Genomic DNA, 21,007 nt, shown 5'->3' on the forward strand with positions numbered 1-21,007 from the left:
GGGCGTTCCGATCCGGGGTGGGGTACCCGGAAAGGGTGAAGGCGGCCGATTTCCGTGGACGGTGCTGTCTGCGGTTCACGCGCCCCCTCTCGGTCGAGGCCTGGGTGACGACCGCACGGGGAGGCGTCGATGAGTGGTATCGGAAGTGCACGGCGGGAGATCGGTGAGGAACGCATGGCGCCGGGAGGCGCCATCCCGAGTCAGCGCACGGCGGCGGACGCCTACCGCGTCTCCGACGACCAACTGCACCGCGCGAGGTTGGTCGTCGCACGCAACTCCGCGGACTCCGACGATCTCCGCCAGTTGCTCGACATGCTCGGGTTGATCTCGGCCAATCCCGACCAGCCACCGCCCGTCATCCGCTGACCGTCGGCCGGCTCGGCCCGTGACCTGCGGTCGAGCCGGCTCTACCGGTAAAGCACCCCCCGGGTTTCGGGCCCGCAAGGGCTCGTCCTATGCTTGTGCGGCTCCCAACGGACAGCCGTTGCGGGCGGGGACCGCCCCGGCGGTCCAAGCCCCCATCGTCTAGCGGCCTAGGACTCCGCCCTTTCAAGGCGGCAGCGCGGGTTCGAATCCCGTTGGGGGTACGTTCCACCAGCACCACCGTACGATGCAGTAACGCAAGGCCCAGTGGCGCAGTTGGTTAGCGCGTCGCCCTGTCACGGCGAAGGTCGCGGGTTCGAGTCCCGTCTGGGTCGCTCCACCATCCGGCACACCGCCGGTTCGGCCAGGTAGCTCAGTTGGTACGAGCGACCGCCTGAAAAGCGGTAGGTCGGCGGTTCGACCCCGCCCCTGGCCACAATCCCCGCAGGTCACAGCCCGTGAGCTGGTCGTTCGGGCGGGTGGGTCCAGTAACATGGCCGAGGCGTGTTCGTCCGGCCTCCTCGTCGGACGGGCGGGCCCCCTCCACATCTCTCTCCGGCGATGCGCCGTTGCCCGCCCGGTTGCCGCAGCTCGCCGCTCAGCGAGTGATCGGTCGTCCGAGCCGATGACGTAGGGTCGTCGCCCGGCTACCATCCGTCGGGGGATGGGGGGCATGCGAACGTGACGACAGCCCGGTTGAAAGGTTTCTCGGGAATGCGACTGCCACGGCGCCGCCCAGGGGGGTTAACCCGTTGGGACGTCTGGTCGTCGCCGGCTCCGGTCCTCACCATCATCCTGATCGTCGAGCTGGTCGCCGTCGGCACACTCGCAGCGAGCCTGCGGCACGGCGTCGGTCCCCTGCCGTCCTCGTGGCTGCTCACCCTGGCCGTGCTCGTGGGGGCCGGCATCGTGAGCACGGAGGCGTCACTCGGCGTCGAACGCGTCAGACGCCAGTCCGACGAGACCCCCCACATCGACCTGAGCTCGGTCTGGACGTTCGCCGCCGCCGCGCTGCTCCCGGCTCCGTTGGCGGTGGCCGTGGCCGTGCTGATCTACAGCCACATCTATGCGCGGGTGTGGCGGCGGTCGGGCGTACCCCCGCATCGCGCGTTGTTCAGCGCGGCAACCGTCGTGCTCGCCGTGGAGGCCGCCGCCGCCGTGATGCGGCTGAGCGAGCCCACGGCCCTCTTCCGTACCGTGGGCGGCCTCCTCACGGTGCTGGCCGCACTCCTCGTGTACGCCGCCGTCAACATGGTGCTGGTCGTCGGCGTGATCGTGCTGTCCGGGCCCAACCGGCGGTTCACGTCCTTCCTGCAGGTTCTCGCGCACGGTGACGACGCCGTGCTGGAGTTCGCCACGCTCTCGATGGGCGCGCTCGCCGCCTGCGCGATGGCGTCCTTCGGGGCCGCCTACGCGCTACTGGTGCTCCCGCCGCTGATCGTGCTGCACCGCACCGTCCTCGTACGCCAGCTCGAGGAGGCGGCGAGCACCGACGGCAAGACCGGCCTGCTCAACGCCGCGGCCTGGCACACCCAGGCCGGTCAGGCGCTGCGCCGCATCGAACGCGAGGGTGCCCACGCCACGGTCCTCGTCCTCGACCTCGACCACTTCAAGCAGGTCAACGACCAGTACGGCCACCTCGTGGGCGACCAGGTGCTGGCGGCCGTGGCGGAAGCCGTGCGCGCGGAGGTCCGCGACGGCGACCTCGTCGGCCGCTTCGGGGGTGAGGAGTTCGTCGTCCTCCTCCCCGGGCTCGACGGCGAGGAAGGGCACCCCGGGGCGGAGGCGGTGGCCGAACGGATCCGCCGCCGGATCAGGGGTCTGCGGGTCGACATCGCCGCACCGGTCGGCCAGGAGGTGATCGACCACCTCAGCGTGTCTATCGGGGGCGCGATGATGCCGGTCGACGGCACCGAGCTCACACAGCTGCTCGAGGTGGCCGACGCCGCGATGTACTGCGCGAAGCACGCGGGCCGCAACACCGTCCGGATGGGGCTCACCGGCTTCCCGGGGCCGGTCGGAGGGCACCGGCCGCGGCGCTCTCCGCCCCGGCACCCCTGACCTGGCGGGAATCCGCGCCCGCCGGAGCCGTGGGACGATCGGGGTCCTACCGGGCCGCCCCGCCCGCGCCGCCGAGGAACCCGACGATGCCCGTACACCCGATCAGTGACGCCGTCCGGCCCCGCCGGGCGGGCCGCCGCCCTGTCACGTCCCGGTCCGAGATCGAGCACATCGCGCTCGACCTGTTCACCGAGCGCGGCTTCGAGACCACCACCGTCGACGACATCGCGGTCGCGGCCGGAATCGGGCGTCGCACCGTCTTCCGGTACTACGCCTCGAAGAACGACATCCCGTGGGGCGCGTTCGACGAGCAGCTCGACCGGATGCGCCGCACCTTCGCCGCCCTGCCCCCGGATGTCCCGGTCATGGCGGGCGTCCGCCGTGCGGTGCTCGACTTCAACGAGGTGGATGCGCAGGAGCAGCCGTGGCACCGGCGGCGGCTACGGCTGATCCTGGGCACGCCCGCGCTCCAGGCCCACTCGACCCTGCGCTACGCCGAGTGGAGGCGGGTGGTGGCGGAGTACGCGGCGGCCCGGCTCGGCATGTCGCCCGACGAGCTGGTGCCGCAGACGGTCGGGCACGCCAGCCTGGGCGTGGCGTTGGCCGCCTACGAGCACTGGCTCACCGAGGACAACGGCGAGCTGCTGGAACTGCTCGACGTGGTCTTCCGCGCGCTGGAGCGCGGGCTCGTCCCGGAACCGGCGCGGTAGCCGGCCGGTCGCCCGCGGCTCAGCGGGTGAGCCGCTCCAGCCTGCGAGCCGTCGGCCAGCGCACCGAGTGGGCCCAACCGAGCTTCTCGAAGATTCGGATGATGCGCGCGGAGATGTCCACCTGGCCGCGCTTCACCCCGTGCCGGGCGCAGGTCGGGTCGGCGTGGTGCAGGTTGTGCCAGGACTCGCCGAACGACAGCACGGCCAGCCACCACACGTTCGCGGAACGGTCGCGCGCGGCGAAGGGACGATCGCCCACCATGTGACAGATCGAGTTGATCGACCACGTGACGTGGTGCAGCACGGCGACACGCACCAGGCCGGCCCAGAACAGTGCCGTCGCGGCGCCCCACCACGACCAGCTCACGAGCCCGCCGATGAGGGCGGGAAGGCCGAGACTGGTAAGCGTCAGCAGGACGAAAAGGCGGTCGACGGCCGCGATGTCGGGGTCGGCGAGGAGGTCGGGGGCGAAGCGGCGCGCATTGGTGCGGTCTCGTTGCAACAGCCAGCCCATGTGCGAGTGCCAGAATCCGCGGGCCACCGCCGCGGGCCCGGTGCCGAACAACCACGGGGAGTGCGGGTCGCCGTCCTTGTCGGAGAACGCATGGTGGCGCCTATGGTCGGCCACCCACCCGACCACGCTGCCCTGGAAGGCGATACTCCCGGCCACCGCGAGCGCGATCCGCAACGGTCGTGCGGCCTTGAACGAGCCGTGTGTGAAGTAGCGATGGAACCCGACGGTGATGCCGAGACCGCTCAGGACGTAGAAGGCCGATGCGATGCCGACGTCGAGCCAGGTCAGTCCCCAGCCCCAGGCCAGCGGCACCGCGGCCGCGAGGGCCAGCAGCGGCAGGACCATGAACGCGATGACGAGGGCCTGTTCGGTGTCCGACTTGCGGCCGTCGGTGAGGGGGGCCGTGCCGGCCGACGGGCGTTCCTGCAGCACAGGGGGCATGAGCATCCTTCGCTTCGACGACAGGGAGAGCCCGCTGCCGTGGCCCGGGCCTTGTTCCGCCGCTTCGGCGGGGAACGGTGGCCGGACCGGATTCGCGAGCGCAGATCACGGTACGGCAACGACCGGCTTCTTCTCCTGTCGTGGAACAGATGGCCCGGATCGAGTTCTTCGGGGTGAGGGGCCTCCGTGATAGGTTCTGCCGCGGTTGCAGTCGTGTCTTCCTCGATCGTTGTGAAGCGTCCGTGGAGAGTGACGGTGGGCTTCACAGGCGATCGAGAGGTTTCAACGTTCGTCGGTGTTCCCGTGCAGCCCCCGGTCGGCACAGTGTCGGTCGGGTCCGCTTCACGTATGGAGAACAGGTATGCCGCAGGGCACCGTCAAGTGGTTCAACGCCGAGAAGGGCTTCGGCTTCATCGCGACCGACGACAACGGCCCGGACGTCTTCGTCCACTACTCGGCCATTCAGTCGGACGGCTTCCGCACGCTGGAAGAGAACCAGCGCGTCTCGTTCGAGGCGAGCCAGGGCGCCAAGGGGCCGCAGGCCGACACGGTCCGCCCCATCTGAGAGAAGCCCTCTCGATCGAAGCTTCGGTGCCGGCGTCCCTCATGGGGCGCCGGCACCGGCGTTTTCCAGGGGCGTTGTCACCGGCCCGCTGCCCACGCGGCCGTGCGGGCCACCCCGTCGTCGACACCGAGGGGTGAGAAGCCCAGCGCCCGGGCACCGGCGTCGTCCACGCGCACGGGCGGCAGGTGCCCGTACACCTCCGAGCGGCGGGCGAAGGTGTCGGCGTCCTCCCCGAGCGAGGAGCCCGGCGGCAGGACCTGCACCCGTCGGCCACCGACGTGGTCGGCGAAGGAGTGCAGCACCCGCCCGAACGTCGCGATCTCGCCGCACAGCACGTACCGCCTGCCCGGCTCTCCGTGCTCCAGCGCGAGCAGGTGCCCGGCCGCCGCGTCCTCGGCGAGGACCCATCCCACGGCGGCGTCCACCACGGCAGGCACCTCGCCGCGAGCGGCCGCGAGGAACAGGCTGTTGTAGGAGAACGGTCCGAGCGGGCTCGGCCCGTAGATGCTCACGGGGTTGACGACGACCGCGCCCAGACCGTCGGCCGCCGCGGCGAGCACCAGCTCCTCGGCCGCGGCCTTGGTGGCGGAGTAGGGGTCGGTGAGGGCAGGCGGCGCGGACGGCGTCTCCGCCACCAGCCCGGTCGCGTCGATCACCGCGGCGCTGCTGCTGGTGTAGACGAAGCGCCGTACCCCCGCATCCACCGCGGCGGCGAGCACCGACCGGGTGCCCTCGATGTTGGCGATGCGGGCGCGCTCCAGCGAGCTCTCCACGGAACCGGCGACGTGCAGCACGCCGTCGCAGCCGCGGACGGCCCGCCGCACCGCCTCCGCATCGGCCAGGTCGCCCATCACGACGTCGACCTCGGCGGGCAGGAGGTCCGCCGCCTTCGTCGCGTCCCGCACGAGGACACGGACCTCGTGGCCTTCCCGCACGGCCAGCTCGAGCAGGGCACTCCCCAGATATCCGGTGGCACCGGTGACCATCAGCACCCGGCCATCGTCGCAGCCGCTGGTCGACGGCCACCGGTAGATCATGACCGAGCACACGACGCAGCCGCCGTCAATCCTCCGACGCCAACCGGTCACCCGTCGTTCACCGAGCGTGGATCAGGAGGTCCACGAAAGTGTGCCCGCTCGTCTCGGCGGTCGGCTCGGTCATCGCTATGGGCTCTCCAATGCGTGTCCGAGCCGTCATGCTCAGTGTTGAGACTCACAGAGACACGCCATACGGGCTGGCTCCACAGACACATCGGAGGTTGTAGATGCCGGGCTGGGACAGCTATCGCGCGGTGTACGGCGCGGAGCTGCGCGCGGCGGCGCGGGAGTTCGTCGACCACGGATGGGTGGTGGTGGAGCAGTCGCCCACGTCGCTCCTGTTGGTCACGGGCACCGCGCTCGACGTCCTCGAGGTACCGGCGGCGTGGGGCCGGCAGGTGTGCGCCCAGCTGCGCGATGCGGGGTCGGTGGTGCCGGTGGCGGCCACCCCCACCGGGTCGTGGTGGTTCCCGGTCACGCCGGGCGCCGTGCTCCCCGCGGAGCTTCGCGACATCGAGGGCGTCGTCCTCCACACCGCGGGTGCCGCGGTGCTGGCGCCGCCGTCCCAGGTGCCCGACGGGTGGGTCCACTGGCGCGTCGCGCCGGCACTCACCGGTTACCGGGTGCCCGCAGCAGGCCTGATCGTGCACGCCGCCGTCGACGTCGTTCGATGGCGGGCCGACCGTGAACCGCACCCGGGCGCCCAGCGGCCCGCCGGTGCGGTGGCGGTCGGGATGCGGTTCTGACCGGACCGCGAAACCGGCCCCCGGTTCACCCCCGCTGACGCGGCTCATCGCGCCGCGCCGGGGGGACCGGGACCGCCGGTGGTGCGGCGCCCGAGGGTGCATCTCCCGCTGTGGGAGGTCCCTCGCCGAGCGGCCGCACCACGAACGTGGCCGGGGTCGGTGGAACACCATCGACCCCGGCCAGACCCACGCCTGCGCCGCGGTTGCGCCGGAGCAGCGGGTCCGGCTGCCGTTTCGGACAACACGTGTACGGGTGTGCGGGCACTATGGGTGCGTGCAGATCTCGGAGACCCCCGCGTCGGATGCGTCGGCGCCGGGCGCACAGCGCCCCGCGGGCCTGCGACCGGTCGTCGAGGTCGGTCTCGGCTTCGGCCGGATCGACGCGGCGACGAGGGCGCGCGACCTGCAACGGATGAAGCTCTTCGCCACCGGGCTGCTGCTGATCGCCACGGTCGTCTTCCTGCTCTCGCGCTGGTGGGAGGTCAACGACGGGCCGGCCTGGATCGGGTACGTCCGGGCCACGGCAGAGGCCGGGATGGTCGGCGCGCTGGCCGACTGGTTCGCCGTCACGGCGCTCTTCCGGCGTCCGCTCGGCCTGCCGATCCCGCACACCGCGATCATCCCCACGAAGAAGGACATGATCGGCGACAGCCTCGGCGACTTCGTCGGGGAGAACTTCCTGTCCGAGGACGTGGTGCGCGACAAGATCGCCCGCGTCGAGGTGTCCTCGCGGGTGGGGGCGTGGATCGGCCAGGAGGCCAACGCGGACCGCATCACGGCCGAGCTCGCCACCGCCGCCCGTGGGGTCGTCACCGTCCTGCGCGACGAGGACGTGCAGGAGGTGATCGAGCAGATCCTCGTCCCGAAGCTGATGGAGCGTCCGATCGGTCCCCCGCTCGGCACGGTGCTGCAGGGGGTGCTGGCCGACGGGTCGCACCGCCGCCTCGTCGACCTGGTGTGCGACCGCGCCTACGACTGGGTCACCGCCAACCACGACATGGTGCTGCGGATCGTGCACGAGAGGGCCCCCGCGTGGTCGCCGCGGTTCGTGGACGACCTCATCGCCGACCGCGTCTTCCTCGAGGTCCAGAACTTCGCCTGGGCCGTGAAGACCGATCCCGAGCATCCGTTGCGCCAGGCCGTCGACACGTTCCTCGTGGAGTTCGCGTCCGACCTGCAGAGCGACCCGGACACCATCGAGCGCGCCGAGCGCATCAAGCACCAGATCATCGGGCACCCGGACGTGCAGAAGTTCATCGGCCAGGCGTGGGGCACGGTGAAGACCATGATCCTCGACGCCGCGGCCGACCCGTCGAGCGCGCTGCGCGCCCGGGTGCGCTCCGGGCTCGTCGCACTCGGCACCCGGCTGAGCACGGACCCCGATCTGCGGGGCAAGGTCGACGGCTGGCTCGCCCAGGCGGCGGGCTACGTCGTCCGGCACTACCGCGCGGAGATCACCACGCTGATCACCGACACCGTCGAGCGCTGGGACGCGCAGGAGACGTCGCGCAAGATCGAGCTGCAGGTGGGCCGGGACCTGCAGTTCATCCGGATCAACGGCACCGTCGTGGGCGCCCTCGCCGGGCTCGTGATCTACACGGTCGGCCAGTTGGCCTTCGGGTCGTGAACGGGGTCGTCCGCGCCGTCACCCGACCGCCGTCCCGACCGCCAGGCCCAGCCAGGCCGCGGCCAGGCCGGCCAGTACTGAGCCGATGGCGTTGAGCGCCGCGTAGCGTCCGCGGCCGCGTTCGGCCAGCTCCACCGTCTCGGCGCCGAAGGTGGAGTAGGTGGTGAGCGCACCGCAGAAGCCGGTGCCCACCAGTGCCGTGACGGCGGGGGAGGCGGCGGCGCCGACCACCAGCCCGAGCAGCGCCGAGCCCACCACGTTCACGATGAACGTGCCCCACGGCAGGGTGGCGCCGTAGCGCAGCCGCAGCACCCGGTCGGTCAGGTAGCGCAGGGGCGCCCCCACCGCGGCGCCGAGCACCACCAACAGCGCGGTCACCGGTGGCTCGTAGGCAGGCGCGGCCCGCCCAGACCGATCCAGGTGGCGGCGAGCGCACCGAGCAGCGTGCCGCCGACGTAGACGGCCACGGAACCGGCGCTCCCGTGCTGCACCAGCCGCACCGCGTCCACCGCGTAGCCGGAGAACGTGGTGAACCCGCCGAGCACGCCCGTGCCCAGGAACGGACGCAGCAGGTGGTGCCGGTGCCGCCGGGCCACCGCCGCGATCAGCAGGCCGATCAGCAGGCAGCCCACGACGTTGATCGTCAGCGTGGCCCACGGGACGGCTCCGAGCCGCGTGGGCCAGGCCAGCCCCACACCCCAGCGGGCCAAGGCCCCGAGCACGCCGCCTGCTGACACCGCCGCGAGTACGGGGCCCTGGCCGGCGAGCACGGGCGTCTGTTCCACAGCAGGATCCTCCCCCGTGGCGAGTCGTCCTGCTCGCGACTGTGGCCCACCTCGCTGCCAGCGCAAGCACAGTGCTTGCAACAGCTAGCGCTCCGGCGTAAGGTCGGATCGACGGAACAGGGGTGAGCAAGATGTCAGCGCCGAGGGAGCCGTCCCCGAAGCCCGAAGGGCCCGGGGAGCGCGTCGGCCACGCGGTCGAGCAGGTCGGCCAGGTCGTCGAGCAGGCAGGTCTGGCCGTCGGTCAGGCCGTCGACGACATCGGCAGCTACATCCGTAGCCAGCGGGAGGGCGCGCAGGTGTCGCTGCGTCAGCTCGCCCGCACCGCCGGCGTCAGCAATCCCTACCTCAGCCAGATCGAGCGGGGGCTGCGCAAGCCGTCGGCCGAGATCCTGCAGCAGATCGCGAAGGGCCTGCGGATCTCCGCGGAGGCCCTGTACGTGAAGGCCGGGATTCTCGACGAGAAGCAGGCGAGCGACGTCGCCGACGCCGTGCTCGCCGATCCGACACTGACCGAGCGCCAGAAGCAGGTGCTCCTGGACGTCTACCAGTCCTTCCGGCGGCAGAACGACGAGCCCGTAGTCCCCCGCCCCGCAACCGAACCATCCTGACCACGAGGAGTGATCATCATGCCCGTGTCGCTACCGACCGCCGCGGACGTGCGCAAGGCACGTGAGCAGGCCGCCAAGTCCGCCGCCGAGCGGGCCGAGGCCGCACGTACCCCGCTGCTGGCCGTCCTGGGCGCAGGCGAGCTCGCCGTCACCGCGGTGTCCAAGGCCGCCGAGACGGCCCGCGCCCGCGCCGTCGTGGCCCGCACCCGCGCCACCGCACAGGCCGAGGACGTCCAGAACCGCGTCGCCGAGCTGCCGCAGCGCCTCAACTCCGAGGAGCTGCGCAAGACGGTCGCCGAGCTGCGCGTGCAGGCCGAGCAGGCCTACGCGGGCTTCGCCGAGCGCGGGGAGAAGACCTGGGGCCGCATCCGCAAGCAGCCGCAGGTGGAGCAGGCCCTCGCCACGTTCGGGTCCTACACCGAGAAGCTCGACGCGCGCGTCGACGACCTGGTGGACGACGCCCGGGACGCCGCGACGAAGGCTCTGGCCACGGTCACCACGCAGACCCGGTCCACCGGTGAGCGGGTGGCGCGCGCCAGCCAGCGCATCAGCGGCCGGGCCGCCGAGACCGTCACCGACGTCACCGGCGACGCGTCGAAGGCCGTGGCCCAGGCCGGCACCGGGGCGGCCGGGGTGATCACCGAAGCCGGCACCGAGGTGGCCCACGACACCCGCAGTGCCACCCGGAAGGCGGCCAACCGCACGGCTCCGGTGGAGGCGCCGAAGCCCGCGGCGCGCAAGCCCGCCCCGCGCCGTACCGGCTCGACGAACGGCACCGGTCCCAAGAGCTGACCGAATGGGAGCGGTCCTGCCGCATCCGAAGAGCGCCCCCGGGGTCCGGTTACTCCTCGGGGGCGCTTCGTCGTCGGGGTCCGGGGTAGGCTGCCGGTGTGAGCCTGCTGTATGACCTCGATGACTGGGTTCTGTGGGCGCTGTGGCTGCTGGCCATCCCGGTGGGTGCCTACGCCTTCATCCACGCCCTGATGCAGCGCGCCGACGCCTTCACGGCCGCCGACAAGCTCACCAAGCCGGCGTGGCTGGGCATCACGGGTGCCAGCGTGCTGGTTCTCGTCGTCTTCCAGGGCGGCCCGCGGAGCAGCGGCACGCTGTTCTGGCTGGCCGCGCTCGTAGCCGTGCTCGTGTACATCGTCGACGTCAAACCCGCCGTGGTCGGCGTGCAGGGTGGCGGTCAGCGCTGGTGAGTGCCTGGTCCGTACTGGGCTCGCTGCACGCAGTCCCCGCGCTCGACCGTCCCGACCTGCTGGGTGAACCCGTCGCCCACGCGCTCAAGGTGCTCGACCCGGCCGATGCCGCGCTGGTCGGCGTCGCGGAGATCGATCCCGGCCTGGCCGACACGGCCGCGTTCTGCGAGGCCTACGGCTCCCCGCTCGACGGCTCCGCCAACTGCGTCGTGGTGGCCGGCCGCCGCGGCGAGACCGTCAGCTACGCGGCGTGCCTGGTGCTGGCCACCACCCGGGCCGACGTCAACGGCCTCGTCCGCAAGCGCCTGAACGCGCGCAAGGCCTCGTTCGCTCCGATGGACGACGCCGTCGCCATCACCGGCATGGAGTACGGCGGCATCACGCCGATCGGCCTGCCGGACGACTGGCCGGTGCTCGTCGACGCCGCGGTGGCGGCGGCCCCGGCCGTGGTGATCGGCAGCGGGGTGCGGCACTCGAAGCTCGCGCTGCCCGGCGCGCTCGCGGCCCGGCTCCCTGGCGCAGAGGTGGTCGACGGCCTCGGGCGTTGAGTCGCTCTTGCTCAATCTTCCTGCGTTCGCTCATGGCGGACTTACTTGAACGCTGGAATTCCAACAACGGTGTAAGCGTTGACCGGGGCATGACAGAGACGCTGAAGCTGCCGGTGCTTCCGCTCGCCGACTCGGTGGTGCTGCCCGGCATGGTGGTTCCCGTCCGGCTCGAGGAGCCGGAGATCCAGGCAGCGGTCGATGCAGCGAACAGCGGTATCGATGCCGGCTCCGCCGGCGCTGCGCCTGGTGATCGCAAGGTTCTGGTCGTCCCACGCCTCGACGGCAAGTACGCCGCCGTGGGCACGATCGCCGTCCTCGAGCAGGTCGGCAGGCTCCCCAGCGGGGAGCGGGCGGCCGTGGTGCGCGGCGAGGGTCGTGCGCAGATCGGGTCCGGCGTCACCGGTCCCGGCGCCGCCCTGTGGGTGGAGGCGACCCCGATCCCCGAGCAGCCCGTCACGGGCAAGGCGACCGAGCTCGCCAAGGAGTACAAGGCACTGGTCGTCGGGATCCTGCAGCAGCGCGGCGCGTGGCAGGTCATTGACTCGGTGCAGCAGATCACCGACCCCGGACAGCTCGCCGACACCGCCGGCTGGGCGTCCTACCTCGACCTGGACCACAAGGCCCAGCTGCTCGCCGAGACCGACACGGTCAAGCGGCTCGAGCTGCTGATCGAATGGACCCGCGAGCACGTCGCCGAGCAGGAGATCTCCGAGAAGATCTCCAACGACGTCCGCGAGGGCATGGAGAAGACCCAGCGCGAGTTCCTGCTGCGCCAGCAGCTGGCCGCGATCCGCAAGGAGCTGGGGGAGGACGAGCCCGAGGGGGCCGACGACTACCGCACCCGTGTGGAGAACGCCGACCTGCCCGAGCACGTGCGCAAGGCGGCGCTGACCGAGGTCGGCAAGCTGGAGCGGGCGTCGGACCAGAGCCCGGAGTCGGGCTGGATCCGCACCTGGCTGGACACCGTCCTCGACATCCCGTGGACCACGACCACCGAGGACACCGACGACCTCGTGGCCGCCCGGGCGATCCTCGACGCCGACCACGCAGGGCTCGACGACGTCAAGGAGCGGCTGATCGAGTTCCTGGCCATCCGGGCCCGTCGCAACCGCCGCGGTCTCGACAAGGTCGGCGGCCGTGGGTCCGGTGCGGTGCTGTCGCTGGTCGGTCCGCCCGGCGTCGGCAAGACGTCGCTGGGTGAGTCGGTCGCACGGGCGCTGGGCCGCAAGTTCGTGCGCGTCGCCCTCGGTGGCGTCCGCGACGAGGCCGAGATCCGGGGCCACCGGCGCACCTACGTCGGCGCGCTGCCCGGCCGGATCGTCCGGGCCATCCGGGAGGCCGGCGCGATGAACCCCGTCGTGCTGCTCGACGAGATCGACAAGGTCGGCAGCGACTTCCGCGGTGACCCGACCGCGGCGCTGCTCGAGGTGCTCGACCCGGCGCAGAACCACACGTTCCGCGACCACTACCTCGAGGTCGACCTCGACCTGTCCGACGTGCTGTTCCTCGCCACCGCCAACGCCTACGACACCATCCCCGGCCCGCTGCTGGACCGCATGGAGGTCGTGACGCTCGACGGCTACACCGAGGCGGAGAAGGTCGCCATCGCGCGCGACCACCTGCTGCCCCGGCAGATCGAGAAGGCCGGCCTGGAGCCGTCCGACGTGGAGTTCTCCGAGGTCGCGCTCGGCATGATCGCCGCCGAGTACACGCGTGAGGCGGGTGTGCGGCAGCTGGAGCGGGGCCTCGCCAAGGTCCTGCGGAAGGTCGCCGTGCAGGTCGACTCGTCGGATGTCGAGCGTCCCGTGCACATCGACGCGGACGCGCTGGTGGGCTACCTCGGCAGGCCGAAGTTCACGCCGGAGTCGGCGGAGCGGACCTCCGTGCCGGGCGTCGCGACCGGTCTCGCCGTCACCGGCGCCGGTGGGGACGTGCTGTTCATCGAGGCCACCTCGATGGAGGGCGAGCCGGGGCTGACCGTGACCGGCCAGCTCGGTGACGTCATGAAGGAGTCGGTGTCGATCGCGCTGAGCTACCTGCGGTCCCGCGGGCTGGCCGGTGACCTGGCCTCGCGCAAGCTGCACATCCACGTGCCGGCGGGCGCGGTGCCGAAGGACGGCCCGAGCGCCGGGATCACGATGACCACGGCGCTGGCGTCGCTCGCGAGCGGGCGGCCGGTGAAGTCGTCGGTCGGGATGACCGGCGAGGTCACGCTGCAGGGCAAGGTCCTGCCGATCGGTGGGGTCAAGCAGAAGCTGCTGGCCGCTCACCGGGCCGGGCTGACCGACGTGATCATCCCGAAGCGCAACGAGCCCGACCTCGACGACCTGCCGGAGTCGGTGCGCGGTGAGCTGCGGGTGCACCCGGTGTCCGACGTGGCCGACGTCCTGGAGCTGGCCCTGGAGCCCGCCCCGGTGGCCGTCGCCGCCTGATCCGTACTGCCCGGAACGGGTGGTCGCGAACAGCGACCACCCGTTTCGTGTGTCTCGCCCGAAGTGCAATGGGGGCCGCGTCAGCGGAAGACCACCGTCTTGTTCGCGTGTACCAGCACCCGGTCCTCCAGGTGCCAGCGCAGGCCGCGGGCCAGGACGAGGCGTTCGATGTCGCGGCCACGGCGGACCATGTCGGCAGCGGTGTCGCTGTGGTCCACGCGGATCACGTCCTGCTCGATGATGGGGCCGGCGTCCAGGTCGGGCGTGACGTAGTGGCAGGTGGCGCCGATCAGCTTCACCCCGCGGGCGTAGGCCTGGTGGTACGGACGGGCGCCGACGAACGACGGCAGGAAGCTGTGGTGGATGTTCAGCGCCCGCCCGAGCCACGCCCGGCACAGCTCGGGCGGAAGGATCTGCATGAAGCGGGCGAGCACGATCGCGTCGGGGTCGTGCTGCTCGACCAGCTCGCGGAGCTCGTCGAAGGCCTTCTCCTTGTCGCGGGCGTAGCGGCCGTTGCCCGGTGGCGGGAACTCGACGTGGTGGAACGGCACCCCGTGCGCCCGCACGATGTCGCCGAGCTCCCCGTGGTTGCCGATCACGGCGTCGAGCTGCACGGGGAGCTCCCGGGCTGCGACGCGGCCGAGCAGGTCGTGCAGGCAGTGCGCCTCCCGGGTCACCAGGAGAACGGCCCGCTTGGGGATCCCGGTGTCGGTGACCGTCCAGGTGGTCTCCCCGCCCAGCTCGGCGGCCACCTCGGCGAAGCGGGCGCGCAGCTCGTCGGCGCCGAAGGGCAGTGAGCCGGCCCGCACGACCTGCCGGGTGAAGAACCAGCCGCTGTCCGGGTCGGAGTGGTAGCCGGCCTCCACGATCCAGCCGCCCGCGTCGGCGAGGAAACCGGCGATCCTGGCCACGATCCCGGTGGTGTCGGGACAGCTCAGGCTGATCACGTAACGCTGCTCGGCGATCGCATCCACAGCCGCATGGTGCACTGTGGTGGACCACATGTCTCCGGCCCGGGGCTGCGGGCGCATGCTGGAACCGTGACAACACGGGCGACCGAGACCGACGACACGGTCCGCACTCGTCGGCGCGCAGTGGCCGCGATGACCTTCGCCACCGGCGTGATCATCGCGAACAACTACTACGCCCAACCGCTCGAGGACGCCCTCGCCGAGGCGTTCCACGCGTCCACGTCGCAGATCGGCCTGATCCTCACGCTCATCCAGCTCGGCTACGCGCTCGGGCTCGCCACCCTCGTCCCGCTGGGTGACCTGCTGGAGCGCCGCAGGCTCGTCGTCACGATGCTGTCGGTGACCGTGGCCGGCATGGTGGTGGTCGCAGTGGCCCCGACGCTGGCCGTGCTCGGGGCGGCGGCCACGCTGGTCGGGATCACCACGGTGGCCGCGCAGATCCTCGTGCCCTTCGCCGCGCACCTCGCGCCCGAGGGCCAGCAGGGCAAGATGGTCAGCACCGTGATGAGCGGGCTCCTGATCGGCGTGCTGATCTCTCGTGTCGTGGCCGGACTGGTGTCACAGGTGCTCGGGTGGCGTGCCGTCTTCGTCCTCGGGGCCGTCCTCACCGCGGTGGCGGTGGTGCTGCTGTGGCGGGCACTCCCGGTGCTGCCTCCCACCACGAGGATGCGCTACGGCGCGCTGCTGCGCTCCGTGGTCGCGCTGGTGCGCGAGGAGCCGGTGCTGCGCTGGCGGGTGGTCTACAGCGCGTCCAGCTATGCCGCTTTCGGTGCTCTGTGGACCAGCATCGGCTTCATGCTCGCGGCCCCGCCGCACCACTTCGACCAGGGTGTCATCGGGCTGTTCGCCCTGTTCGGGGTGGCCGGAGCGGCGGCTGCCCGGTTCGCGGGCCGGCTCGCCGACCGGGGCTGGGCGCACTACGCCGTCGGCGGGTTCCTCGCCGTCTCGGTGCTGTCCTGGGCGGCCATCGCCCAGGGTGCCGGCCCGGGGGTGGGCTCGCTGGTGGCGCTCGCGATCGGGCTGCTCCTGTTCGACCTCGGCGTGCAGGGCGTGCACGTGAGCAACCAGACGATCGTCTACGCCCTGCGTCCCGACTCCCGCAGCCGGATCAACTCCGCGTACATGACGATCTACTTCCTCGGTGGCGCGCTGGGGAGCGGCCTGTCGGCCACGTTCTATGCGAGCCACGGGTGGGCGGGCGTGTCGGTGCTCGGCGCGGTGCTCCCCGCGATCGGTCTGGTGTTCTGGTTCGTGGACACCGCGCTGCGGCGCCGGGCGGTCAGTGTCGCTGCGCGAGCCACTCCCGCGTGAACTCCGCCTCCATGTCGAACAGCTCCCCGACCCGGTTGACCACGATCCCCTCGACCGTGCTGCCGATCAGCGGCACCTTGACGGTGACGTCGATGCGCATGAGCAGCTCGCTGCTGCTGCCGGTGTCGTGCAGGCGCATCCCGCCCGCCGCCGACGCCGGCGTGCCGTGGATCGTCACCGCCACCGTGGCGGCGTAGCTGCCGGGGCCCTGCTGCTTCCAGCTCTCGTCGCGCTCGATGGTGATGTCGCCGGGCAGCACGGTGCGGATCACGGCCGGCATGTCCTTCGGGTCGAGCCCGTGCCGCAGCCGGTAGTGCACGCCGTCCGGGTCGACGTGGTGCTCCAGGAGCGCAGCGCCCGGGCCGCCGATCCGCGCCAGCCGCGCACGCAGATAGTCGGGGTCCACCATCGCGGCGTAGACCTCGTCGGCGGGATACGGCCACGTGGACCGGTAGTCGAACTGCCGGGACATGGAGGCAGGCTACCGTTTACTCCCGTGTCGGTACCTGATGTGGCCACCCGGCTCGCCCCGTTCACCACTCTGCGGCTCGGCGGACCGGCCCGCTCGGTCGTGGCCGCGGCCTCCGCCGCAGCCGTGGTCGACGCCCTGCGCAGCGCCGACGTCGCCGGCGAGCCGGTGCTCCTGCTCGGCGGCGGCTCGAACGTCGTGATCGCGGACGAGGGGTGGCCGGGCACCGTGGTGCGGGTCACCAGCACCGGACGCGCCGTGGAGCGCCGGGACGACGGGTCCGTGCTGCTCACCGTCGAGGCGGGCGAGGACTGGGACGAGGTCGTGGCCGCCTCGGTGGCCGACGGGCTCGGCGGGCTCGAGTGCCTGTCCGGCATCCCCGGCCGCACCGGTGCGACACCGGTGCAGAACGTCGGCGCGTACGGCGTGGAGATCGCCGAACTGCTGGTCGACGTCGACCTCTACGACCGCCGCGCCGGCGTCGTCCGCGAGCACGTGCCCGCTGCGGAGCTGGGGCTGGGGTACCGCACGAGCTCGCTCAAGGGCCGCGACGACGCCATCGTGCTGCGGGTCCGGTTCGTGCTGTCCGCTGACGGTGCGAGCGCACCGATCCGCTACCCGGAGCTCGCCGGTGCGCTCGGGGTGGAGCCCGGCTCGCGGGTGCCCGCCGCGGCCGCCCGGGAGGCGGTGCTCGGGCTGCGTGCGGGCAAGGGCATGGTGCTCGATCCCGCCGACCACGACACCTGGAGCGCCGGCTCGTTCTTCACCAACCCCGTGCTCCCGGAGGCCGACGCGCCGGGCGACGGGCCGCGCTGGACCGCCGGACCAGGGCTGGTCAAGCTCCCGGCCGCGTGGCTGATCGAGCAGGCCGGGTTCCGCCGCGGGCATCCCGGCCCCGGCGGCCGCGTGGCCCTGTCGGGCAAGCACGTACTGGCCCTCACCAACCGGGGCGACGGCACCACGGCCGACCTCCTCGTGCTGGCCCGTGAGGTGCGCGACGGGGTGCGCGAGCGGTTCGGCATCGACCTGGTGGCGGAGCCGGTGCTGATCCACTGCCGGTTCTGAGGCGCGCGTACGCTCCGTCCGGAGCAGCGTCGGGGGGCAACCGGGCCGGTGTTCGGACGTCTCTCACTGCGGGAAGTGCTGTGAGGGGAATCAAAGCATGAAGAGGCTCTTGCTGGTTTTGGCTGTCGTGCTGGTCGGCTCGCTGGGCGTGGTCACCGCCGCCACCGCCGCCGGCCGCCAGAACCAGACGGCGCCGGCCGCAACTCCGCCGCCGTCGGTCGAAGCGCCGCAGCAGATCGTCGCTCCGGTGGCTGCGATCGGCTACGAGCCGGCTCCCGGCTCGGACACCACCAACCCCACGGGCACGGCCACCGTGACCGTCCAGAAAGGCGTCTTCGACCGCGTCACGCTGACCGGTCCGAAGGGCAAGGCGGTCAAGGGCGCGTTCAACGCCGACCGCACGAGCTGGACCACCAGCGACCGGCTCGCCTACGGCACGTCCTACACGTGGGCCGGCTCGGCCAAGGGGGTCGACGGCAAGTCGGTGCCGCTGGAGGGCTCGTTCTCCACCCTGACGCCCGCGAAGACCGTGCGCGGCACGCTGAACATCGGTGACGGCAAGACGGTCGGGGTCGCGGCGCCGGTGCGCGTCCAGTTCAACGGCCACGTCGCCGACCGGGCCGCTGCCGAACACGCCCTGTCGGTCACCACGTCGGTGCCCGTGCAGGGCTCGTGGGGCTGGCTGCCCGACGAGGGCGGCGGCTCCCGCGTCGACTGGCGCCCGAAGAAGTACTGGCCGAGCGGCACCACCGTCACCGTCAAGGCGAAGCTGTTCGGCGTGGCCTACGGCCAGGGCGCCTACGGTGCCGCCGACGTCACCTCCACCTTCCAGATCGGGCGCTCGCAGATCGTGAAGGCCGACGTCAACAGCCACCGCATGATCGTGATTCGGGACGGGCAGCAGGTCGCCGACTACCCGGCGAGCTACGGCCTCGGGACCGACCCCAACCGCAACACCCGGTCCGGCATCCACGTGGTCAGCGAGAAGTTCACCGACAAGCGGATGGTCAGCCAGCAGTACGGCTACGACACCGTCGAGAAGTGGGCCGTCCGGATCAGCAACAACGGCGAGTTCGTCCACGCCAACCCGGCGTCGGCGGCGGCGCAGGGTTCGGAGAACGTCACCCACGGCTGCGTCAACCTGTCGATCGACAACGCCAAGGCCTACTACGACACGGCGCTCTACGGCGACCCGGTCGAGGTCACGGGCACACCGGTCCAGCTCTCCGCCAAGGACGGCGACATCTGGGACTGGACGCTGAGCTGGGACAAGTGGCAGGCACTCTCCGCCCTCTGAATGTCTGGGAAACCAGGACGGTTGCCGCTCGGCTCGCCCGGGTACGCGCCCGCATGCGTCCCGACGAGCTGAGCGACCAGACGGCCACCCGAGCCGAGCCCCTTCCCGAGGAGCGGGCGGCCGAGCAGGGCGGCGAGGACCGCGGTGCGGAGGCCGCCGAGATCCTGCGCGACTCCGAGGAGCGCGTCGCGGGAGCGGTGGAGGGCAACGCGCCGGGCGACGCCGCCGACGAGCACCGCCCGTCCGAGGAGACCGCCACCCCGTGACCGGGCTACCGGCCGCCCGCAGATGAGCGGCGCACCGCCACGGTGTCCCGCACCGTGGTGCGGATGCGGTACAGGCTGGTGGTCGCCGTGATGTAGAGGGTGCGCCCGTCGTCGCCCCCGAAGCACAGGTTGGCCACCGTCTCCGGCACGCGCACCTGCTCCACGCGCTCGCCACTGGGGGCGAACACCTGCACCGAGTCGCCGCTGGACGACCAGACGTTCCCGGTCTCGTCGACGCGGATGCCGTCGGGCAGACCGGGGTTCACCTCGACGAACTCGCGGCCGTTCTTGCACAACCGCCCGTCGAACACGTCGTAGCAGTGGATCGAGTGTCCTCCGGGCCGGTTCGGATCCCGGACGCCGTTCGGTGGCGCCACGCCGGAGTCGGCCACGTAGAGCAGCGACTCGTCGGGGGAGAACGCGAGCCCGTTGGGCATCTCGACGTCGATGACGACCGGGGTGACGGACCCGTCGCGCGGGTCGAACCGGAACACGAAGTGGTCGCCGTACTCCAGCTCACCGGGGTGGCCCTCGTCCGGCTTCCGGATCCCGTAGGAGGGGTCGGTGAACCAGATGGTGCCGTCGCTCTTGACGATCACGTCGTTCGGTGAGTTGAACGGGACTCCTGCCCAGCGGTCGACGACGACCTCGACGAGCCCGTCCCGCTCCCGTTCCACCGCACGCCTGCCGTGGGAGCACTGGAGCACCGAGCCGTCGAGGTCGAGCGTGCGGCCGTTGGTGAACTCCACGTCCTCGCGGTGGACGCGCAGCTCACCGGAGTCCTCCGAGAACTCGAGGATCCGGTTGTTCGGGATGTCGCTGAAGCGCAGCGTCCGGCTCTCCGCGAGCCACACCGGCCCCTCGGCCCAGACGGTTCCCGAGGCCACCTTCTCCAGCACGCCGTCCGGTTCGACGAGCACCGTCAGCCCTCCCGGTTCATCCGTGTGGCGCTCGCCTGGTTGCGAGGCTTGAGGACGATCTGGTCGATGTTCACGTTGCTCGGCCGGGTGGCGGCGAACGCGACCACGTCGGCCACGTCATCGGGCGTGAGTGCCTCGATGCCGCGGTACACCCCGGCCGCCCGCTCCGCGTCGCCGTCGAAGCGCACGAGGGAGAACTCGGTCTCCACCAGTCCGGGCAGGACCTCGGTGAGCCGCACCGGCTGTCCGAGCAGCTCACCGCGCAGCGTCCGGTGCAGCATCGCCTGGGCGTGCTTGGCCCCCGTGTAGCCGGCCCCGTTGTCGTAGGGCTCCAGCGCCGCGATCGAGGTGACGGTGATGATGTGCCCGTCGCCGGAGGCGATCAGCGCGGGCAGCAGCGCCTGCGTGACCCGCAGGGTGCCGATCACGTTGGTCTCGAACATCCAGCGCCAGTTCTCCTCGTCGGCCTCCGCCACGGGCTCCATGCCCTTGGCGCCGCCGGCGTTGTTGACCAGCAGCCGGCAGTCCGGCACGGCCGCGGCGAACGCGGAGACGGATTCGGAGTCGGTGACGTCCAGGCGCACCGCGGTGCCGTCGATCTCGGCGGCGATCTCGGCGCACCGGTCGGTGCGCCGGGCGCCCAGCACCACGTGGAAGCCTGCCTTCGCGAGGGCCCGGGCCGTGGCGGCTCCGATGCCGGAGCTGGCCCCGGTGACGACGGCGGTGGGTCGATCGGTCATGGGTCGAGCCTAGTGCGGTGGACGCCCCGTTTTCTCGGCACACGGGCGCCCGGCGGCGCCGTCACAGTCAGTCCAGCCCGTCCTGCGCTGTGCGAGATCCCCGCCGTGCCGCGGCGCGTTGCCAGGTGAAGATCCCGTAGCCCAGCGCACCCACGCCCACGCCCGCGAGGCAGATGGTGAACCAGATGTCCAGCGGGTGCCAGCCCACCAGGGCCGCGACCAGCAGCACCACCGCCGCGACGGCCCACAGCAGCGTGCCGACGATCGCCACCGCGGCGGGCTGGCTGAGCCGGGCCGGTAGGGGCGGGGGTGTGAGCACGACGTGCAGC

Annotated in this window: 24 protein-coding genes and 3 tRNA genes; 18 read left to right on the forward strand and 9 right to left on the reverse strand. The window is 71.8% G+C overall.

What is annotated here, in order from left to right; genetic code table 11:
- Nucleotides 1-129: 129 nt before the first annotated feature.
- The 6 genes from HF577_RS25425 to mftR all read left to right on the forward strand — a co-directional run bounded on the left by HF577_RS25425 (nt 130) and on the right by mftR (nt 3,134).
- Nucleotides 130-366 (forward strand): hypothetical protein, encoded by a 237-nt coding sequence (locus tag HF577_RS25425; RefSeq protein ID WP_246267224.1) that lies wholly within the window; start codon nt 130-132, stop codon nt 364-366.
- Nucleotides 367-514: 148 nt separating this feature from the next.
- Nucleotides 515-587: transfer RNA gene (locus HF577_RS25430), tRNA-Glu, on the forward strand.
- A gap of 37 nt (nt 588-624) precedes the next feature.
- Nucleotides 625-698, forward strand: a tRNA-Asp gene (locus HF577_RS25435).
- Nucleotides 699-725: 27 nt separating this feature from the next.
- A tRNA-Phe gene (locus HF577_RS25440) sits at nt 726-799 on the forward strand.
- A gap of 278 nt (nt 800-1,077) precedes the next feature.
- Nucleotides 1,078-2,424, forward strand: a complete 1,347-nt coding sequence (locus HF577_RS25445; protein WP_169398474.1) for a GGDEF domain-containing protein — start codon at nt 1,078-1,080, stop codon at nt 2,422-2,424.
- Nucleotides 2,425-2,510: 86 nt separating this feature from the next.
- Nucleotides 2,511-3,134, forward strand: coding sequence for a mycofactocin system transcriptional regulator (gene mftR / locus HF577_RS25450; protein WP_169398475.1), 624 nt, complete (start codon nt 2,511-2,513; stop codon nt 3,132-3,134).
- 19 nt (nt 3,135-3,153) lie between these two features.
- On the opposite strand, the gene HF577_RS25455 is transcribed toward mftR, so the two are convergent.
- A complete protein-coding gene (locus HF577_RS25455; RefSeq protein WP_246267226.1) occupies nt 3,154-4,089 on the reverse strand; it encodes an acyl-CoA desaturase in 936 nt (311 codons plus the stop codon).
- 361 nt (nt 4,090-4,450) lie between these two features.
- On the opposite strand from HF577_RS25455, the gene HF577_RS25460 reads away from it, so the two are divergent.
- Nucleotides 4,451-4,654 (forward strand): cold-shock protein, encoded by a 204-nt coding sequence (locus tag HF577_RS25460; RefSeq protein WP_142059975.1) that lies wholly within the window; start codon nt 4,451-4,453, stop codon nt 4,652-4,654.
- A 77-nt stretch (nt 4,655-4,731) separates the two neighbouring features.
- On the opposite strand, the gene HF577_RS25465 is transcribed toward HF577_RS25460, so the two are convergent.
- A complete protein-coding gene (locus HF577_RS25465; RefSeq protein WP_169398477.1) occupies nt 4,732-5,691 on the reverse strand; it encodes an NAD-dependent epimerase/dehydratase family protein in 960 nt (319 codons plus the stop codon).
- Nucleotides 5,692-5,918: 227 nt separating this feature from the next.
- Here HF577_RS25465 and HF577_RS25470 point away from each other — a divergent pair, with 227 nt between their 5' ends.
- Nucleotides 5,919-6,437 carry a bifunctional DNA primase/polymerase gene (locus HF577_RS25470; protein ID WP_169398478.1) on the forward strand — a complete coding sequence of 173 codons (519 nt, stop codon included), beginning with the start codon at nt 5,919-5,921 and terminating at the stop codon, nt 6,435-6,437.
- 412 nt (nt 6,438-6,849) lie between these two features.
- Nucleotides 6,850-8,064 carry a DUF445 domain-containing protein gene (locus HF577_RS25475; protein WP_169398496.1) on the forward strand — a complete coding sequence of 405 codons (1,215 nt, stop codon included), beginning with the start codon at nt 6,850-6,852 and terminating at the stop codon, nt 8,062-8,064.
- Between the two features lie 18 nt (nt 8,065-8,082).
- Here the strand turns inward: HF577_RS25475 and crcB (HF577_RS25480) are convergent, their stop codons facing one another.
- Together crcB (HF577_RS25480) and crcB (HF577_RS25485) are read right to left on the reverse strand one after the other, a co-directional pair.
- Nucleotides 8,083-8,442: a fluoride efflux transporter CrcB gene (crcB, locus tag HF577_RS25480; protein WP_169398479.1), complete on the reverse strand. Its 360-nt coding sequence runs from the start codon at nt 8,440-8,442 to the stop codon at nt 8,083-8,085.
- Nucleotides 8,439-8,849 carry a fluoride efflux transporter CrcB gene (gene crcB / locus HF577_RS25485; RefSeq protein ID WP_312859376.1) on the reverse strand — a complete coding sequence of 137 codons (411 nt, stop codon included), beginning with the start codon at nt 8,847-8,849 and terminating at the stop codon, nt 8,439-8,441. The genes crcB (HF577_RS25480) and crcB (HF577_RS25485) overlap by 4 nt, the downstream gene beginning before the upstream one ends.
- Nucleotides 8,850-8,980: 131 nt before the next feature.
- Between crcB (HF577_RS25485) and HF577_RS25490 the strand changes: the two genes are divergently transcribed.
- The 5 genes from HF577_RS25490 (at nt 8,981) to lon (ending at nt 13,639) form a co-directional block, all read left to right on the forward strand.
- Nucleotides 8,981-9,457: a helix-turn-helix domain-containing protein gene (locus tag HF577_RS25490; RefSeq protein WP_169398498.1), complete on the forward strand. Its 477-nt coding sequence runs from the start codon at nt 8,981-8,983 to the stop codon at nt 9,455-9,457.
- 18 nt (nt 9,458-9,475) lie between these two features.
- The gene (locus HF577_RS25495) at nt 9,476-10,249 is read left to right on the forward strand and encodes a hypothetical protein (RefSeq protein ID WP_211174813.1); all 774 of its coding nucleotides are present in this window, start codon (nt 9,476-9,478) and stop codon (nt 10,247-10,249) included.
- A 107-nt stretch (nt 10,250-10,356) separates the two neighbouring features.
- Nucleotides 10,357-10,659, forward strand: coding sequence for a DUF2516 family protein (locus HF577_RS25500; protein ID WP_211174818.1), 303 nt, complete (start codon nt 10,357-10,359; stop codon nt 10,657-10,659).
- On the forward strand, nt 10,656-11,207 hold the full coding sequence (locus HF577_RS25505) for a YbaK/EbsC family protein (protein ID WP_169398481.1): 552 nt from the start codon (nt 10,656-10,658) through the stop codon (nt 11,205-11,207). Before HF577_RS25500 ends, HF577_RS25505 begins: the two co-directional genes overlap by 4 nt.
- 89 nt (nt 11,208-11,296) lie before the next feature.
- Nucleotides 11,297-13,639 (forward strand): endopeptidase La, encoded by a 2,343-nt coding sequence (gene lon, locus HF577_RS25510; RefSeq protein ID WP_169398482.1) that lies wholly within the window; start codon nt 11,297-11,299, stop codon nt 13,637-13,639.
- A gap of 80 nt (nt 13,640-13,719) precedes the next feature.
- On the opposite strand, the gene purU is transcribed toward lon, so the two are convergent.
- Complete coding sequence (purU, locus tag HF577_RS25515; RefSeq protein WP_169398499.1) at nt 13,720-14,643, reverse strand: formyltetrahydrofolate deformylase; 924 nt, start codon at nt 14,641-14,643, stop codon at nt 13,720-13,722.
- Nucleotides 14,644-14,679: 36 nt separating this feature from the next.
- On the opposite strand from purU, the gene HF577_RS37610 reads away from it, so the two are divergent.
- Nucleotides 14,680-15,921, forward strand: a complete 1,242-nt coding sequence (locus tag HF577_RS37610; RefSeq protein WP_312859377.1) for an MFS transporter — start codon at nt 14,680-14,682, stop codon at nt 15,919-15,921.
- Here the strand turns inward: HF577_RS37610 and HF577_RS37615 are convergent.
- On the reverse strand, nt 15,890-16,393 hold the full coding sequence (locus HF577_RS37615; RefSeq protein ID WP_211174814.1) for a DUF2505 domain-containing protein: 504 nt from the start codon (nt 16,391-16,393) through the stop codon (nt 15,890-15,892). The two genes, HF577_RS37610 and HF577_RS37615, sit on opposite strands and share 32 nt — an antisense overlap.
- A 24-nt stretch (nt 16,394-16,417) precedes the next feature.
- Here HF577_RS37615 and HF577_RS37620 point away from each other — a divergent pair, with 24 nt between their 5' ends.
- The 3 genes from HF577_RS37620 to HF577_RS25530 all read left to right on the forward strand — a co-directional run bounded on the left by HF577_RS37620 (nt 16,418) and on the right by HF577_RS25530 (nt 19,018).
- A complete protein-coding gene (locus HF577_RS37620) occupies nt 16,418-17,455 on the forward strand; it encodes a UDP-N-acetylmuramate dehydrogenase (protein ID WP_312859378.1) in 1,038 nt (345 codons plus the stop codon).
- A 97-nt stretch (nt 17,456-17,552) separates the two neighbouring features.
- Nucleotides 17,553-18,752 (forward strand): L,D-transpeptidase, encoded by a 1,200-nt coding sequence (locus tag HF577_RS25525; RefSeq protein ID WP_169398484.1) that lies wholly within the window; start codon nt 17,553-17,555, stop codon nt 18,750-18,752.
- Between the two features lie 53 nt (nt 18,753-18,805).
- Nucleotides 18,806-19,018 (forward strand): hypothetical protein, encoded by a 213-nt coding sequence (locus HF577_RS25530; protein WP_169398485.1) that lies wholly within the window; start codon nt 18,806-18,808, stop codon nt 19,016-19,018.
- Between the two features lie 5 nt (nt 19,019-19,023).
- Here HF577_RS25530 and HF577_RS25535 read toward each other — a convergent pair whose 3' ends face one another.
- From HF577_RS25535 to HF577_RS25545, 3 genes are all read right to left on the reverse strand, one after another.
- Complete coding sequence (locus HF577_RS25535; RefSeq protein WP_169398486.1) at nt 19,024-19,938, reverse strand: SMP-30/gluconolactonase/LRE family protein; 915 nt, start codon at nt 19,936-19,938, stop codon at nt 19,024-19,026.
- Between the two features lie 2 nt (nt 19,939-19,940).
- Nucleotides 19,941-20,678 carry an SDR family NAD(P)-dependent oxidoreductase gene (locus tag HF577_RS25540; RefSeq protein WP_169398487.1) on the reverse strand — a complete coding sequence of 246 codons (738 nt, stop codon included), beginning with the start codon at nt 20,676-20,678 and terminating at the stop codon, nt 19,941-19,943.
- Between the two features lie 67 nt (nt 20,679-20,745).
- Nucleotides 20,746-20,997, reverse strand: a complete 252-nt coding sequence (locus tag HF577_RS25545; RefSeq protein ID WP_312859379.1) for a DUF2530 domain-containing protein — start codon at nt 20,995-20,997, stop codon at nt 20,746-20,748.
- Nucleotides 20,998-21,007 lie beyond the last annotated feature (10 nt).

Source organism: Pseudonocardia xinjiangensis, assembly GCF_012911925.1.
In the GTDB taxonomy this organism is placed as follows: domain Bacteria; phylum Actinomycetota; class Actinomycetes; order Mycobacteriales; family Pseudonocardiaceae; genus Pseudonocardia; species Pseudonocardia xinjiangensis.